The 15,323-nt window shown below is 47.0% G+C and carries 15 protein-coding genes; 11 read left to right on the forward strand and 4 right to left on the reverse strand.

All coding sequences use genetic code 11. The features are described 5' to 3' along the window. Window positions 1–18 precede the first annotated feature (18 nt). The 3 genes from VIJ98_RS14805 to VIJ98_RS14815 all read right to left on the reverse strand — a co-directional run bounded on the left by VIJ98_RS14805 (window position 19) and on the right by VIJ98_RS14815 (window position 4,425). The gene (locus VIJ98_RS14805) at window positions 19–2,904 is read right to left on the reverse strand and encodes a TrlF family AAA-like ATPase (protein WP_323274679.1); all 2,886 of its coding nucleotides are present in this window, start codon (window positions 2,902–2,904) and stop codon (window positions 19–21) included. Window positions 2,905–3,460: 556 nt separating this feature from the next. Beyond that, window positions 3,461–3,712, reverse strand: coding sequence for an ogr/Delta-like zinc finger family protein (locus VIJ98_RS14810; RefSeq protein ID WP_323274681.1), 252 nt, complete (start codon window positions 3,710–3,712; stop codon window positions 3,461–3,463). Further along, window positions 3,709–4,425, reverse strand: coding sequence for a hypothetical protein (locus VIJ98_RS14815; RefSeq protein ID WP_323274683.1), 717 nt, complete (start codon window positions 4,423–4,425; stop codon window positions 3,709–3,711). Before VIJ98_RS14815 ends, VIJ98_RS14810 begins: the two co-directional genes overlap by 4 nt. A 542-nt stretch (window positions 4,426–4,967) precedes the next feature. On the opposite strand from VIJ98_RS14815, the gene VIJ98_RS14820 reads away from it, so the two are divergent. The 8 genes from VIJ98_RS14820 to VIJ98_RS14855 all read left to right on the forward strand — a co-directional run bounded on the left by VIJ98_RS14820 (window position 4,968) and on the right by VIJ98_RS14855 (window position 11,567). Further along, window positions 4,968–5,225: an AlpA family transcriptional regulator gene (locus tag VIJ98_RS14820; protein ID WP_323274684.1), complete on the forward strand. Its 258-nt coding sequence runs from the start codon at window positions 4,968–4,970 to the stop codon at window positions 5,223–5,225. Further along, complete coding sequence (locus VIJ98_RS14825) at window positions 5,222–5,470, forward strand: hypothetical protein (protein ID WP_323274686.1); 249 nt, start codon at window positions 5,222–5,224, stop codon at window positions 5,468–5,470. The genes VIJ98_RS14820 and VIJ98_RS14825 overlap by 4 nt, the downstream gene beginning before the upstream one ends. A 13-nt stretch (window positions 5,471–5,483) precedes the next feature. Beyond that, window positions 5,484–6,011: a host cell division inhibitor Icd-like protein gene (locus VIJ98_RS14830; protein ID WP_323274688.1), complete on the forward strand. Its 528-nt coding sequence runs from the start codon at window positions 5,484–5,486 to the stop codon at window positions 6,009–6,011. Next, the gene (locus tag VIJ98_RS14835; RefSeq protein ID WP_323274690.1) at window positions 6,008–6,274 is read left to right on the forward strand and encodes a hypothetical protein; all 267 of its coding nucleotides are present in this window, start codon (window positions 6,008–6,010) and stop codon (window positions 6,272–6,274) included. The genes VIJ98_RS14830 and VIJ98_RS14835 overlap by 4 nt, the downstream gene beginning before the upstream one ends. Further along, a complete protein-coding gene (locus VIJ98_RS14840) occupies window positions 6,261–6,602 on the forward strand; it encodes a DUF5375 family protein (protein ID WP_323274692.1) in 342 nt (113 codons plus the stop codon). The genes VIJ98_RS14835 and VIJ98_RS14840 overlap by 14 nt, the downstream gene beginning before the upstream one ends. A 14-nt stretch (window positions 6,603–6,616) precedes the next feature. Beyond that, window positions 6,617–8,929, forward strand: coding sequence for a primase-helicase zinc-binding domain-containing protein (locus VIJ98_RS14845; protein WP_323274694.1), 2,313 nt, complete (start codon window positions 6,617–6,619; stop codon window positions 8,927–8,929). 351 nt (window positions 8,930–9,280) lie between these two features. After that, on the forward strand, window positions 9,281–10,180 hold the full coding sequence (locus VIJ98_RS14850; RefSeq protein WP_323274696.1) for a hypothetical protein: 900 nt from the start codon (window positions 9,281–9,283) through the stop codon (window positions 10,178–10,180). A gap of 532 nt (window positions 10,181–10,712) precedes the next feature. Beyond that, a complete protein-coding gene (locus tag VIJ98_RS14855; RefSeq protein ID WP_036647485.1) occupies window positions 10,713–11,567 on the forward strand; it encodes a PA4780 family RIO1-like protein kinase in 855 nt (284 codons plus the stop codon). On the opposite strand, the gene VIJ98_RS14860 is transcribed toward VIJ98_RS14855, so the two are convergent. Next, window positions 11,534–12,451, reverse strand: coding sequence for a LysR family transcriptional regulator (locus VIJ98_RS14860; RefSeq protein ID WP_154155585.1), 918 nt, complete (start codon window positions 12,449–12,451; stop codon window positions 11,534–11,536). The two genes, VIJ98_RS14855 and VIJ98_RS14860, sit on opposite strands and share 34 nt — an antisense overlap. A 106-nt stretch (window positions 12,452–12,557) precedes the next feature. Between VIJ98_RS14860 and VIJ98_RS14865 the strand changes: the two genes are divergently transcribed. The 3 genes from VIJ98_RS14865 to VIJ98_RS14875 all read left to right on the forward strand — a co-directional run bounded on the left by VIJ98_RS14865 (window position 12,558) and on the right by VIJ98_RS14875 (window position 15,200). Then, window positions 12,558–13,877, forward strand: coding sequence for a serine hydrolase (locus tag VIJ98_RS14865; RefSeq protein WP_154155583.1), 1,320 nt, complete (start codon window positions 12,558–12,560; stop codon window positions 13,875–13,877). A gap of 183 nt (window positions 13,878–14,060) precedes the next feature. Next, window positions 14,061–14,417 carry a hypothetical protein gene (locus VIJ98_RS14870; RefSeq protein ID WP_008101580.1) on the forward strand — a complete coding sequence of 119 codons (357 nt, stop codon included), beginning with the start codon at window positions 14,061–14,063 and terminating at the stop codon, window positions 14,415–14,417. Between the two features lie 123 nt (window positions 14,418–14,540). Further along, complete coding sequence (locus tag VIJ98_RS14875; RefSeq protein ID WP_323274700.1) at window positions 14,541–15,200, forward strand: epoxyqueuosine reductase QueH; 660 nt, start codon at window positions 14,541–14,543, stop codon at window positions 15,198–15,200. Window positions 15,201–15,323: the final 123 nt, after the last annotated feature.

Consider the following 15,323-nt stretch of genomic DNA (forward strand, 5'->3'; position numbering starts at 1 on the left):
CATAGTCACTTCCTATAACTAGTGTTTCATTCCATATTTTATCTCTCTCTCTTTGAAAGCTTTAACCCCTCCTTCGAGAATATGGCATACATGATCCCTGATTGTATTTTCAAATAGAATCCCCTTCCTACTCACATCCATTTCATTATCCTCTAAAGATCCGAAGCAATACTCGAATTGATATTTCTCATTTTCATTTCCTACTTGCTGCCCGGACTGATTGGCCACGATTATACATTCAGAGTCGGTAGAAACGACTAGGTTAGCATTATGAGTCACCATTATTATTTGCCTATCTAGTTTCTTACTCCGTATGTAACCTTTGAGTTGATCATATATAGTCCTGTTATCCAAGTTATCTTCTGGCTGATCAATTAAAATCGGATGCTCAGAATTACTTAAATGTAATAAAATACTCATAAGTACCAACCCTCTTTTCCCTGGTGACATCTGAAGTATTTCATCATTCTTGTAGAAAACTGAATAATCAATTCTAAAACAGTCAGAATATAATTTATTGAGGAGATCTTTAGCAGTAACACCACTTTTAAGATTAGGCAATTCTTTACCCGATCTAATTTTATCATATACCAATGTAATTTTATGAGCGTGTTTTTCATGGTCATATAAAACATTTCCTTTTGCATCCAATAGCCCTGCCATGAATTCCGTTAAGTTAGCCCTACGATCAAATAAATCTAAGAAAGCATTGAACTGCTCGCCATCATAATTAACTTCAGCTTGAACTGTAATTTCATCGTCGAAGGAATTGATTGGATTATTTACTAAAGAAACTATAGAATTATACCCATCCATTACTAATAGATAGCTATTTTGTAGAGACGTTTTAATATCAGTTCCTATCTGAGTTTGTTTATCAATTTCAGCCTGCTTCTCGTTAATACGCTTCAACTTTGCATTTTCAACGATAAGCTTATCACTAAGCTCTTTTAACTTTGATTGTTCTTTAATTTTTGCAGTAAATGGAAGTAAAGAAGCATCTACTTTTGAAGTCTCACTTTCTATTTTACTCATCCAATAAGGTATCCCCTTGATTTTATCATGTAACTTTGACTCTATACTGGGGTATACAGACTGCAAAGATGAATTTATAAACTCAAAGTAATCATTAATTACTTTTGAATGCACATCGTACACAACATCCTTCTTAATAGATGTGAGTAAAGTTGAAAACATAACTGTAGAATTTATTTTATAGGAGAGAGCAACCTCTTTTGTAGTTTTATCCATGTCTATCAAAAATTCTTTGCGACCAAGTAAAGATTTTTTCCGTAACATCAGGGAAGTATATTTTTTTTGTTCTTGGTCTGAAAATCCTGATTTTTTCCTAAGCTCTTCAGCCTGATTATTTAACTCTCTGATTTGTTTTTCAACATCTCCCTTGATGCCAATTTCAATACACTCTTTTTTCAATGAGTTATATTGTTCAATACAGGAAAAAAGCTCACTCAACTTAGTGGATATATTAATATTGTTGTCAGAAATCACACTCTTGATAGATTCTGTTTCTGTTTTAAAGTTTTCCCTCTGGGATAACACTTTGCTGATCAACTCATTCAAATCATTCTTACCCTCTCTCTCCGCAAGTTGATTAATATATAACTGAGGTATATAGGTTATAGGTTTAGTTATTTCATCAGACAGTTTACATAACTCACCATTATTCCACTCTACCTCAAAATCATAAGCTTGAGATTGTGTATATGGCGACATCTTTGCAAGAGTCATTTTTTCGATTACTTCATCGTTATTATTAGCTTTTGCTAAGTTATACAACAAAAGAGACTTTCCAGAGGATTTCCCGCCGATTATAGTATTCAAATCCGCATTGAAGTTTATCCATTCTTCAGTAAATGTTTTCTTCGAAGACTTATTGATAAATCTTGCACGCTTAATAATCTGATAGTCATTTTTTTGTTGTGGGTTGTTTTCTTGAATTTTAACCCTAGACTCTGGATCATATACAACTTGTTTTAAACCTGAAAAATTGAGGTTAGCTTTGATCCAAGTATGTCTATTCAATTTTGGTTTAAATAGCTCCTTTAAAGAATGTGCATCAGATCCCCATAGACAGGGCTTAATTTCACCAAACTCATTTACATGTTGCTCCTTATTATACTCTCCCAACATAAAGCTAACTGTTTTTGGATTGGAACTGAAAATAAAATGAGCCTGTTTTATTAAGTTCTTTCTTATACTATGACTTTGTGAGTTCCAACTAACTTGGCTTAAGTCTTCATCACTTGGAATTCCCAACATATATTTATTATTATAGCGACTATTACCTTTTAATAATCTTGCTAGATCAGACTCATTAATTGAAGCATTACATGCACCAACAAAAAAATCACTTCCTTTGAACCCTGAATGTTCCTTTTTGAGACGTTTTCCAAATTCTTCAATAGTGCGTTTTCTTAAAGGTCTTTTTTCTGTGGCTACTCCTATAGACGCATCATATTCAATACTGAGCTGAGAAATCACCTCCGATTCAATATCATCAATATCTAAATCGCCACAAAGCAAAAGGTGGTAGTTAAATTTATTACCCCAATCTTTGTTGTCTTCCTCACTGGTAAGCAATTTACTTATCCTGAATTCAATATTAGGAAATAAATAAATCTTACGTATTAAATCGATTTCTGAATCAGAAAATAGTTCCTTTAACTTCCTCTCATTTAAAAGGTAGTCTTTTTTAATTTTTTTATAACCTTCTGGTATATAGTAGTCAGTTATACCAATTGCTTGAACATTTTCTCTGATTGCAGCTTTAAATAATTCCTGGACGTAAGAATCCCAATCTCCAAATTGGTTATTAAGTACTGAAGCTGGCGTGTGGACATGAAGATCCCACTTCCTCCATTCCGATCCTCTTGATAATTCCATAATCAATTCCCAGTAGCAATTAAACTAACGCATTAGAATTGTTCTACATCTATTTAGATGCACGTCCAATGCACTGTATTTATAGACAGCATTAATCTAACACTGACTAAGAATAAATTTACAACTGCAGAATGAGAAATGCGATTGATTTTTCACCAAAACATTAGTGATTTTTCAGTTTATTTTAGAACAGGCCATCCCTCTCCCTACATTTTACTTGCGACATCTCTGCCTTCTTGGTTGTGCCATACGCCGAAGTATCTTTAAGTTAGATATGAGATATAGATACCGATTGTGAATTGGTTTTACTGCTCGCGCGCAATGCTATCCCCCCCTCGCCTGCCCGCTTTATGCACCGCTTTTCATGCAGGTGCATAAAGCTATTGAATCCGCGGCCTGTCTGGCCTCAACGCATCCCGCTGACGTGTGGTTTTGCATGCGAATCCATGCACTCTATGCATGCACGGCTCTTTACAAAGCGGCTTGCCTGAAAAAAGGCTTCAAACAACGAATAGCAGGCACAAAAAAGCCGCTATGTGATTAGCGGCTGCGAAGATTAATGAGTGATTCGAAATGCTGAGCCGTATCGGCCTAACGTCTGCCGTTCTTTAACTGGTATTGGCGCGACTTCCTCAACTGCTTCCGGTGGTGGCGGCGAGGTTATGACTTTCGTTATGCTTTCATTCGTCTTAAACGTGCAGGAGCAATCCAGATTCGTGCACTGGTGATAACGCTCTTTTACCTGCTCGGACATATAGCGGCTGGATTTAGCGTGCGCCGGGCTTTTACAGTAAGGACAGTGCATCATTTCTGGTCGTCCTCCTGAAGTTTTAAACGCTGCGCCCGGATTGATTCCGCCATCTTCTGACGGCGTATAGGAAGCGAATAAAGATCCATATCAACCCCCGTAAGAGCCGGACGACGGACACCGATGTATTCCAGTAATGGAGCTTCATCTAAAATACTTTCAGGCAGCGCGGCCGCAGCTCGCGTCAAGGCTTCCCCAATCAGTCCAGCGATATCGCGGATCGGGTCGCGATCGTCTCCGACAAAGGTTGAGGCAATTTTTTCGCGCTGAATGCGCAGCTTGATCGCCCATAGCAACGAAGGGCTGACGTTACGCAGTGCCGATTCCCAATGCGAGTCAGCAAACTCAGTAAAAGCATCTTTATGTGCTTCAACGTATTTTTTACCGCTGGTACAACAGCACAGCACGGCGTACTGCTTATCCAGCTCCAGTTCCTTCAACAGTCCTGCGAACTCATCAGCCAGCTCGCGGTTGGCAATACGCTGAGTATGCTCGGTACGAAGCTCCTCTGTGAGATTACCTCGCAATTTTCGAAAATTAGTTCGCCAGTTGCTCTCCGCTTCCTTACCTGCCTCGATAGCGGCCTGACGCTCTTTTTCGCAACGGGTGATATTAGCGACAACACTATTAAATTCCGTCATCTGCGCAGTGTGTTCCGCTCGCGCTTTCTCAAATCGAATCAGTGTGGCTGGTTTGTTTTCTGCTGTGCTCATCGTTGTCTCGCATCTTCTGTAAAGGATGAGGACATTCTGTCGTGCACCAACGGACAAATCATTTCATTGCTTTCTGCCTGTCGCTCAGCAAACAAACCCAAAATTGCGGCTGGAACATACTTCAAAGGCTTTTAATTCTTATAAAACTATTCACTACTGTTCACTAAAGAAAAAAAGATAATAAATACAGTAAGTAAAGTAGTGAACAGTTACTGATAAAGTCTTCACTCGGTGTTCACTAGTCTTCACTGCTCTTATAAATCCAGCCTTTTTCTGGCAAGCCTATTCCACAGTTTTTTCCTATTAATAAATCTCAATCAATTACTTTTACTTCTTAATGAAGGCACCGAAAGCACTCAAATACCCATATTGACCCATATTGACCTATATTAACCAACTGATGAATTTTTGATCACTTCTTAGCCAGAGACCACCGTACAAGGGGTTGTTTACATTAGGTATAATATTCTCAAAATAGGGAGTTACCCAAAGACACACCCGGAACCGGACAACACCGGCCGGACTCATTATGAGGTAACACCGTGCACGCAGCTTCATCCATTTCAACCCCACTGCCGCCATTTACTGGTGAGGTTTCTTATCCCCGCGATCGCTTTATGCGCCTGCCGGAAGTGATTAACACCTGCGGCCTTTCCCGCTCAACTATTTATGACTTAATCAGCCGTGAGCAGTTTCCGGCGCAGATTTCCCTCAGCGGCAAAAACGTTGGATGGCTGGCCTCTGAAATTGATCGCTGGATGCAGTCACGCATCGCTCAGCGCGACGGAGGTAGAGCATGATCACGCTGAATTTCAACACCAGCTCATTTCCTCTGACCAAAGATGAAGCAGCCTTCATTGCTGAAAGCCTAAAAAACGCACTCAGTGATAAGCCACCAACCTCACCTTCTTTTAGCAGCGGGATGCACGGCCATATTTCGGTAATGGGCAAAAAAGCTCACTCGAGAAAACACATAACGGGCAAAGCTGACAGCAAACGCCGATCAAATCCGCAGCAGTCCGATCAAGGCCTGACCGATTGCTAGGGAAAATGCACCCATGAACGAAAAAAGCCTTTTCTCTGGCGAGCGGTCGTTATACAGTTTTCGCGCTGCCGCAAAATCGGCAGCCGGGCGTAGGAACCCGAGTTACTTCAAGGCGACAATACACGCGCCATGCGTGTTTTTTTATGTCGTTGCCTTAGTGCACCAGCTTTCAGCGTGGCGGTCTGTGAACCGTCATGCCTATCAGGCAATGGTGGCTCAGGCGGGGCAGCCTTCGGGCTGGCCGGTGTCCTTGAAGGCCGGTATTCCTACCCCCGTCTGGGCTACCACCATTGAGTGTAGGAACTCCGGTGGTAGTTATTACAACTACTTCAAGGAGACTGCCATCTTGGCTACGGTTATTAACACCGCTCATCCCAAATTCACCTTTATTTTCGCCGCTGTGCGCCGCACCAATCGCGCTGCCCGTCCCTGTATGCTGCGCTTTGCGGCAAAAGACGAGCGCACAGCCCGCGCCAACTTCATTCGCGACTATGTCCTGTGCTTCGCTGGCCGCGTGCCAGTAAAGGCGGTGATCGCATGAACACCCTTTCTCAGCGCCTGAATAATCAAGACACCTATCCCATTCCACACGCCGACTTTCTTCGTTTGCAGCACGCGCACTCTGTTGGAGTCACCGTTCTCGACATGTTCGAGTCGGTTAACTGCATGAGCGCCAGCGACTGTGTTCCGGATGGTGTTGCACTCGCGTCTGTCGTTGCCCTTCTCACCGACCAGCTCGGTAAAGTCGTTGAAACCTGTGAATCCCTTATGTTTGCCACGGAGGCTCGCCATGATGTCCGCTAATAATTCCTGCTTACCTGTTGAAGTCCGCACTGCCGTTTACCGTCGCGCACTGGCGCAGGGGTATCTCAACGCCTGCAAAACACTGGGGATCTCCGTTTCGGCAACGCTCGACGAGCTGCAGATGACCATCGCGCTTGAGCTTGAGGGATTTTACGTGCGTCGCCACGGCGCAGAAGCCGGAATGGAAATGGCCTGCACCATGCTGGGCGATATGGTTGAGCCTGACCTGCTGACCGCGCCGCCGCGCCTGACTCGCCTTGGCGCAACCATGATGGATGAGCTGTTTTGCAGCCAGCTTGCCGCGACTCGCCGCGCTACGTTGCACTGAGGGAGATCCAGCAGATGAAACACATTGTCTCTGACACGGTAAAAGCGGCCACCGGATTCTGGCCGCAACTGCTGCCCGCGCTGGGCATCAGCATTCACGCCAGCGGCAGACACGGCGCATGCCCGGTTTGCGGCGGTAAAGATCGTTTCCGCTTTGATAATCAGGACGGGCGCGGGACGTGGTACTGCAATCAGTGCGGAGCCGGTGACGGCCTGAATCTGGTTGAAAAGGCGCTAGACGTCAGCGCCAAAGAGGCGGCAATCAAAATCGCCAATATGCTCGGCGCGCTGCCACCGGTGTCAAAAGCACCGGCGAACACAGCGGATAAAGCCGCCGCACAATCTGAGGCCGCAGCGCGGGCGCAGAAGCTGATCGCCGCCGCCGTCAGTCGCACGGATAACGCCTACCTTTTATCGAAAGGGCTGCACAGCACTACAGCGTTAACGCTGGCTGCCGGTTTGCGCTGTGGCGGTATCAGTTTTGCGGCTGGCGATCTGGTTGTGCCGCTGACCGACGAAAGCGGCAACGCCTTTAACATCCAGCTAATCAGCGCCGCTGGCGACAAGCGCACCCTGCCCGGCGGACAGGTGAAAGGCGCTTATCACCTTGCAGGCGAGCCTGACGGCAAAACGCTGTGGCTCACCGAAGGCTATGCAACTGGCCTCACAGTGCAGCGCCTGATGGGGCAACCGGTTTATGTGGCACTCAGCGCCAATAACCTGCCGGCGCTTGCCGCGCAGCTACGCAAAACCAATCCTGATGCGCTGATGCTGATTGCCGCCGATCGCGACGATAACGGCACAGGTCAGCTAAAGGCAGATGAAGCCGCGAAAGCCTGCAAAGGTAAAGCCGCTTTGCCGCCGGGAACCGGCGATTGGAACGACGTCTGGCAGGCACAAGGCGACATCGCAACGCAGGCGCTTCTTACCGCCTTCACTCAGCCTCTTAAGCCAAGCCCATTTGAGTCCGTGAGCGAAGCCGACCTCAAAGCCATGAGCGCCAGCGAAAAGGCGGAGTTGCTTGTCGATCACTACGGCCAGGCGCTGGCCGTGCCGCCTTTAGGCGAGGAAATCTGCCGCTATGATAACGGCGCTTGGCAGGTGATGCCGGTGCAGATGCTTCGCCGTGAGATCGCCGCGCTGTTTCAGAAGGTGCGCGCACCGTTTTCAGCAGCCGGAATCGGCAGCGTACTCGATACGCTCAAGCTGATGGTGCCGCAAATGGGTGAACCGGCGCGCCGCCTGATTGGTTTCCGTAACGGCGTTTTTGATACAACTAACGGTACATTCAACCCACATCGTCGCGAGAACTGGCTGCGCACGGTAAACAGCGTTGAATACTCCGCGCCGCGCCCCGGTGAAAATCTCGCAGACCACGCTCCTAACTTCTACCGCTGGTTAACGCGGGCGGCCGGACATAATGACGACAAGCAGGAGCGCATCCTCGCGGCGTTATTTATGGTGCTGGCAAACCGCTACGACTGGCAGATGTTCCTTGAGGTAACTGGTCCAGGTGGAAGCGGGAAAAGCGTATTAGCCTCGATCGCCACGCTGCTCGCTGGCCGCGATAACACAACGTCAGCCACTATCGACACGCTGGAATCATCACGTGAACGCGCCAGTGTGGTGGGATTCTCGCTGATTATTCTGCCCGATCAGGAGAAATGGAGCGGCGACGGCGCAGGCATCAAGGCGATTACCGGAGGCGATGCGGTAGCCATCGATCCGAAGTATCGCGACGCTTATTCAACCCACATCCCGGCGGTTATTCTGGCGGTGAACAACAACCCTATGCGTTTTAGCGATCGCAGCGGCGGCGTGTCACGTCGCCGGGTAATCCTGACCTTCCCGGAAGTAATTCCGGCAAAAGAGCGCGACCCGCTGCTGCTGGAAAAAATCAGCGCCGAGCTGGCCGTCATTGTTCGTCATCTGATGCAGCGCTTTGCGTCAGATGATGAAGCGCGCGAGCTGTTGCAGGCGCAGCAATCCTCAGGTGAAGCGCTTGAGATAAAGCGACAGGCCGATCCGCTGGTAGATTTCTGTGGCTATCTGATGCCACTGAGCACACCGAACGGGTTGTTTATCGGTAACGCCAACATCCGCCCAATAAACCCGAAGCGTTATCTCTATCATGCGTATCTCTCGTTTATGGAATCGCGCGGGCATCAGCACCCGCTCAGCCTGACAGCTTTCGGCCAGGCAGTACCGCAGACGCTGAAAGAGTATGAGCGCGTATTGCTCAAGCGCCGAACGAATAACGGTATTCAGACTAACCTCACGCTACATGAGGATAGTGAAGCAGATTGGTTACCGGCATGCAGTCACTGAATTATTAAGATACTAACCGGCTTAGGCCGGTTTTATGTAATGCGGAATAAATTGATGGCATTACTTATGACCATAATAGACAGCTTCAAATGAGGAACTGACATCACTACTTCATGTTAACTTTTACCTAAATCAAATCTACAGCAATTTATGTTGTTGAATAAAAACCGCATATTCACAGATGATAAGCATCTTACATATTGCCTTTAACAAAAAATTTTATACTATGTGCTAGAACTGCACTCACATTTTCAATTTATGCAAAATTCTAACTTTAATAAAAAAGAAAGCATGACTTATTAACAGCTTTGATGAAAGCTGCACACAAATATTGATTAAGGAGAAGATATAATGAGCGGAATTAAAATCACACAAGCAATTGACAACAATCAAATTTTAGTCGATGTTATATCCTTCACCCATGGAATAAACACCTTCCCGCTCACTTGTCCTGATCAAAATTGTAGTGCTCACCTAGTTTATGTTAAGAGCTACATCCGGCGAAGTTATAACAAGACTCAACACATACCTGCTTTCTTCAGATTGGAAAAAGGTAATTTACACAACGAAGTTTGCCAATATGCGACTTCTGGTATGGATACGATTCATGCCGGTGATTCCAGCCATGATATCCGCAGAGCACTTGCTAATGGAAATAATATATTTCGGCTCCACATCCTAGATGTAGATGACTCTACTCTAATAAGAAAGAAAGCATTGGCAATGCAAATAACCCCTCCTTCAGATACAACAGATCGAGTGTATGTTAAAAAAGGAAGGAAAGCACCATATGTGAAAAATATGCTTAGTTTAAGAGAGATCTATGATTATGGAAAAGCTAACCCTCATTTAAAAAATACAATAAAAATTGTTACAGCAACAAATACAGTCACTTGGTCTGATTTTTTTTACGAAACATTCCAGCTAGACCAATTATCGAAGTATCTACAAACGGTTAATATAGCTCAAGTAGCTGTAATTATTAAAGTCCATGTAGTTAGAACACCTATATCACATTTTGGTAACAAACAATTTATTGAAGGAACACCTAAAAAGATAAATGGACAGCCTGATTTATATCCTACAATTCAACTAATTAATATAAGCCCAAAAATATTCCCGTTGAGTAAAAATGTGATGGTTCTGGGTAAATTTACTGTTCCTGTGAATAGTAAAATGATCATGAAACCAATACTTGAGCGAGAGGTCAGGACTATGGTCTTTAGCGAAGAACAGGTGTTAGAACTCTGAAACAACTGTATTTAGCGCCATTTAACTGTAGATGTGAACAGTGGATATACGCTTAACTACTTCACATCATAGTGATGTTTGTTCATTTATACACATCGCCAATAACCGGCTTTAGCCGGTTTTTATCTTTTTCACTTAGGTGATGACCCTAAGTGCACACTAGTGTACATCCCACCTCAAACCCTTCACTACCTAACACAATGAATTTAATAAATAAAAATCAAAGGTGAACAGTGTGAACACTTTTCTCTCAAATCATTTTATTTTGGATTTAGCGTCGTGCATTCGTTATCATTGCTCTGCCGTTCCGGGGTATGAGATCTAATAATTGGTACACGTTTAGGTACACAACGCAAAGTTGAATTAGATAAAAACACCTAAATTCATGAGCTTGCGGATGAAGTTCAGATTCCGCCAGCCCACCAAAATTCTCCATCGATGATTACCAGAGTCATTCGATGAAGTCCTAAGAGCCCGTATGGCGCAAGCCTTACGGGCTTTTTTGTATCTGGACTCTTTCAAGGCGACTCGCATGAAAATCCCAAACCGACTCCAGCCTCTCGTCGATGATGGCCTGGTAGATGAAGTACTACAGAGACTAAGAAGCGGCAAAGAAGCTGACGTTTATACCGTGTTAACGGGCGGCAAAATCCAATGTGCCAAAGTGTACAAGGACGCCACGCAACGAAGTTTTAAGCAGGCCGTGCATTATCAGGAAGGACGTAAAGTCCGTAACAGCCGCAATTCACGTGCGATGCAAAAAGGGTCGAAATTCGGACGTAAGCAGCAAGAAGAGACCTGGCAAAGCGCCGAAGTTGATGCGTTATTCCGCCTGGCAAATGCCGGCGTACGCGTCCCACAGCCCTACATTTGCATCGACGGCGTATTGTTGATGGAGCTAGTCACAGACGCAGAAGGCCTGGTTGCGCCACGCCTGAGCGATGTGTTCCTCTCCGAAGAGAACGCCATGAAGGATTTCGATACCATGATCCGCAATATCGTGCGCATGCTGTGCGCCGGTATTGTTCATGGCGATCTGTCGGAATTCAACGTGCTACAGGATGCCAACGGACCGGTCATTATCGACTTGCCGCAAGCTGTCGATGCCGCGGCAAACAACCACGCGGAATCGATGTTTGAGCGCGATGTGAATAACATCACCGCCTATTACGGGCAATACGCTCCACAGATTTTGCAAACCCGCTATGCGAAAGAGATCTGGCAGTTATATGAAGACGGAAAGCTGACGCCAGAAACGCCGCTTACCGGTCTCTTCGTAGAAGAGTTGCATGAAGTGGATATGAATTCGCTGATGGATGAGATCATCGCCGCAGAAGATGAGTTCTACGATCGTCAGCGTGCTGCTAAAGAACGCGACGAAGAGTAGATGCTGCTCCACATCTCGGGCAGGCTGGCAATAAACGCTTCGGCTATCGCATGTTTATTGCCCCCCGGATTCCATAACGTTACCAGCGTAACATTCAAACCCTGATTGCCGACTTCGGTGGGCAATAGCTGCACATTGCGCCACTGCTGAGCCTGAAAATGCATCGGCAGGAATCCCCAACCCGCACCACTTTCCAGCAAATGCTGCAGGATGGCGCGATCGTTAACGAACAGGGACTTGCCAGAAATTTGCAGCCTTCGGCTAATCTGTTCATCGTGGTGGGGATGCATTACCAACTGCGGAATCAGCGACAGATCAAGCAGCGTCACCGGCTGCGGCTGATCGCGAAACAGCGTGCGGGCGGCGAAAAAATTAAGTTCGATGGTGCCCAGCGCCTGCCATTCCATCTCATTTCCCAACGTACGGTGCTGCGCCTGGCAGATAGCAACATGCGCCGTCCCATTTTTGAGCGCCGCTTCAGCCTCATCACGCGTACCACTCCATGCGCTAAAACGGATGTTTTTCTCAGCCATGTATTCAATCACCGCGTGAAGAAAAGCGTGCGGAACGAAAGGATCGTAAACCAGCACCAGTTCCTGCTCGACGGCAACAGGCAATGCACGCGCGTAGGATTCAAATGCCTGCGCCTGACGCAGAAAAAGATGCGCCTGACGATGCAGCTGTTGGCCTTTTTCCGTCAGCAGTAACCTGCGCCCTTCCCGTAAGAACAGCGTGTAACCCAACGCATCTTCAAGATAATCCAGCAAGTCACGCACCGTGGTGCGATCCTTCCCCAGCAACAGGGCAGCTTTCGAAACGCTGCCGGTTTCAGCAATCGTGGCAAAGGCTTCAATTTGCGAAAAAGAGTAGCGCAACGCGGTCATAACAGATCCCATAATTTAGAGGGTTTTTCCCCCATTTAGTGATTTTATCAGGGGATTAACCGTTCATATACTGCTGCGTAATCACTCCTCAAGCGCAGAGAACAAAATGCAAATACGTCTTTTACAACCCATCCTGATGGCCGCATCGCTAAGCGCGATCGCCCTTTCCTTCGCCTCGCACACCTTCGCGGCGGAAACACAAAATTGCGGCGGCGTAATGTTGCAATCTTGTCCGCAGCCTTTTGATAAAAAGCTGCCGGATCCGCACCAGATGCTGAGCTGGAGCCAGGCCGATCGTGTGGTGGGATTCCGCAATGATTACCGCAACTATGCGGGCGATGTATTTCATCACGGCGATTCGACGCCATTAAAAGCCGCCAGCAAGCCGCTGACCGATGCTTCTTACACCTTTAACGGCGAACGCTATTCATTGTCCGATTACCTGAAACGGGAAAATGTCAGCGGCATGCTGGTGCTAAAGAACGGGAAAATTGCCTATAAATATCTCGGCGAAGGCAACACCGACCAGACATTATGGACGTCTCGTTCAGTGGGCAAATCGGTCGTTTCCACGCTGGTAGGCATTGCTATCAAGCAAGATAAAATCCATTCACTTGACGATCGGGTGACGGATTACGAACCAGATCTCAAAGGCAGCGCCTGGGATGGCGTCACGCTGAAGCAATTGATCCAGCACACTTCCGGTGTTGCCTGGAACGAGGATTACACCAATCCCAACTCTGACTTTGCGCATCTGACGCAGTGTGAAGCGCGCCCTGGCACCTACGATTGCGTGCGCAATATCATCAAACAGCTGCATCGCGCACATCCGGCGGGAGAATCCTGGTCGTACTCATCCGGCGGTGCGTGGTTGCTCGGCGATGTCCTGGAGAAAGCGACCGGCATGTCAATCGCCTCCTGGCTGGAGCAATCCATCTGGAAGCCTTACGGCATGGCCAGCGATGGCGTGTGGCATACCTATGCCAAAGGCCAGCACGACGTGGGCGCGCATGGCTTTAACGCCACGCTGGAAGATTGGGGCCGCTTCGGCTTGTTCATTATGAATGATGGTCGTTTGCCAAATGGTCAGCAGATATTGCCCGATCACTGGCTGGATGATGCATCCAACTGGACGCAGGCAAGTAACTCGGTATCCGCCGCTCATCCTGAAGGCACCTATGGCTATCAGTGGTGGAACAACGCGGTTGCCGCCAATGCGCAACATGTCGCTCCAACCGCCGATAAAGCGTTGAAAAATTCCCTGTGGGCGCTGGGAATTTATGGTCAGGTGATTATGGTGAACCGTGCTGAAAACCTGGTGATCGTGCAATGGTCAACCTGGCCGGAAGCTGAACCTAAGATGAATGCTCAGCCACTTGAAGCGGCGTTAATGTATAGCGCGATTGCGCAGCAGTTGGCAGATTAATGCTACGAGGGCCACCGTCAAGGTGGCTCCCTTCACTCTCTGCAACAACCTAAAATGCTATCTGGTGTCGATTTAACCAACGAAACTAGACCTTTTTCATTCCTGGTTTATTCTTAAATCTTTCCATCCCGGCCTATGCCAGGATGAATACCTGAGACGACATATTTCATGAAAGAGGGAATTATGAAAAAGACCATTATTGCACTGTCAGCCATTCTGATGGCTTCTTCGGCTTTTGCCGCGACCACACATGCAACTGATGAGACTGTCGCTAACGCGCAGGCCGGTGCTAACACCGCTAAAGAAAAACTGCATCAGGCGCAGAACGAAGGTAAAGAGCAGCAGCTCAAAGCCAAGCATGCCGCTGAAGGTAAAAGCGACAGCATGACCAGCAAAGCCAGCGAAGGTACGCAGAAAGCCTGGAACAAAACCAAAGAAGGTTCTGAGAAAGGTTGGGATGCCACCAAAGAAGGCACGCAGAAAGGCTGGAATAAAACCAAAGAAGGTGCCAGCGATCTGAAAAAGAAAGTGACTGAATAACTTTCTTCGCTCAACCAAGAGGCCGCTTTTGCGGCCTTTTTTATTGCCTGTTTTTTCTCAACTTTGCATCTTCCGCGCTATCCCCTTAGACTTTACGCAACACTCCATTAACCACTAAAGCTCATGTCTGACACTTTTACCCGCCAGCCGCTGCCCTTACCCAACGGTCACAACAAAGTGCTGTTGCACTCCTGCTGTGCGCCCTGCTCGGGCGAAGTGATGGAAGCGATGCTGGCTTCCGGCATCGATTACACCATCTTCTTCTATAATCCGAACATTCATCCGCTGAAAGAGTACGAGCTGCGTAAAGAGGAGAACATCCGTTTTGCCGAGCAGTTTGGCGTGCCCTTTGTCGATGCCGATTACGACAAAGATAACTGGTTTGAGCGGGCGCGCGGCATGGAGTGGGAACCGGAACGTGGCGTGCGCTGCACTATGTGTTTCGACATGCGCTTTGAACGCACCGCGCTGTATGCGCATGAAAACGGCTTCCCGGTGATCACCAGTTCACTCGGTATATCGCGCTGGAAGAATATGCAGCAAATCAACGACTGCGGCGTGCGTGCTGCGGCGCACTATCCCGATATGCTTTATTGGGAGTTTAACTGGCGTAAAGGTGGTGGCTCGTCACGCATGATTGAGATCAGCAAGCGCGAACGCTTCTATCAGCAAGAGTATTGCGGCTGCATCTATTCGCTGCGCGACAGTAATCGCCACCGCGTAGCCAGCGGCCGCGAGCGCATTGAGATCGGCGTGCAGTATTACAAGCCAGACGAAGAGTAAAGAAAAGGGCAGGAAATCCTGCCCTTCTTCGCGTTAACGAAACACCAGCGTTAACACCACGATGACGATCATCATCAGTATCAGGTGAAACACCACCTTATTGAGATTGCGGTTACGCATTTC

It is taken from the genome of Pantoea sp. S18 (genome assembly GCF_045689705.1).
Taxonomy (GTDB): Bacteria; Pseudomonadota; Gammaproteobacteria; order Enterobacterales; family Enterobacteriaceae; genus Pantoea; species Pantoea symbiotica.

What these genes read in the sequence shown, in the direction of transcription:
- VIJ98_RS14805 (WP_323274679.1), bottom strand. Translation starts at nt 2,904, where the DNA reads ATGGAATTATCAAGAGGATCGGAATGGAGGAAGTGGGATCTTCATGTC.
- VIJ98_RS14810 (WP_323274681.1), bottom strand. Translation starts at nt 3,712, where the DNA reads ATGATGCACTGTCCTTACTGTAAAAGCCCGGCGCACGCTAAATCCAGC.
- VIJ98_RS14815 (WP_323274683.1), bottom strand. Translation starts at nt 4,425, where the DNA reads ATGAGCACAGCAGAAAACAAACCAGCCACACTGATTCGATTTGAGAAA.
- VIJ98_RS14825 (WP_323274686.1), top strand. Translation starts at nt 5,222, where the DNA reads ATGATCACGCTGAATTTCAACACCAGCTCATTTCCTCTGACCAAAGAT.
- VIJ98_RS14830 (WP_323274688.1), top strand. Translation starts at nt 5,484, where the DNA reads ATGAACGAAAAAAGCCTTTTCTCTGGCGAGCGGTCGTTATACAGTTTT.
- VIJ98_RS14835 (WP_323274690.1), top strand. Translation starts at nt 6,008, where the DNA reads ATGAACACCCTTTCTCAGCGCCTGAATAATCAAGACACCTATCCCATT.
- VIJ98_RS14840 (WP_323274692.1), top strand. Translation starts at nt 6,261, where the DNA reads ATGATGTCCGCTAATAATTCCTGCTTACCTGTTGAAGTCCGCACTGCC.
- VIJ98_RS14845 (WP_323274694.1), top strand. Translation starts at nt 6,617, where the DNA reads ATGAAACACATTGTCTCTGACACGGTAAAAGCGGCCACCGGATTCTGG.
- VIJ98_RS14850 (WP_323274696.1), top strand. Translation starts at nt 9,281, where the DNA reads ATGAGCGGAATTAAAATCACACAAGCAATTGACAACAATCAAATTTTA.
- VIJ98_RS14855 (WP_036647485.1), top strand. Translation starts at nt 10,713, where the DNA reads ATGAAAATCCCAAACCGACTCCAGCCTCTCGTCGATGATGGCCTGGTA.
- VIJ98_RS14860 (WP_154155585.1), bottom strand. Translation starts at nt 12,451, where the DNA reads ATGACCGCGTTGCGCTACTCTTTTTCGCAAATTGAAGCCTTTGCCACG.
- VIJ98_RS14865 (WP_154155583.1), top strand. Translation starts at nt 12,558, where the DNA reads ATGCAAATACGTCTTTTACAACCCATCCTGATGGCCGCATCGCTAAGC.
- VIJ98_RS14870 (WP_008101580.1), top strand. Translation starts at nt 14,061, where the DNA reads ATGAAAAAGACCATTATTGCACTGTCAGCCATTCTGATGGCTTCTTCG.
- VIJ98_RS14875 (WP_323274700.1), top strand. Translation starts at nt 14,541, where the DNA reads ATGTCTGACACTTTTACCCGCCAGCCGCTGCCCTTACCCAACGGTCAC.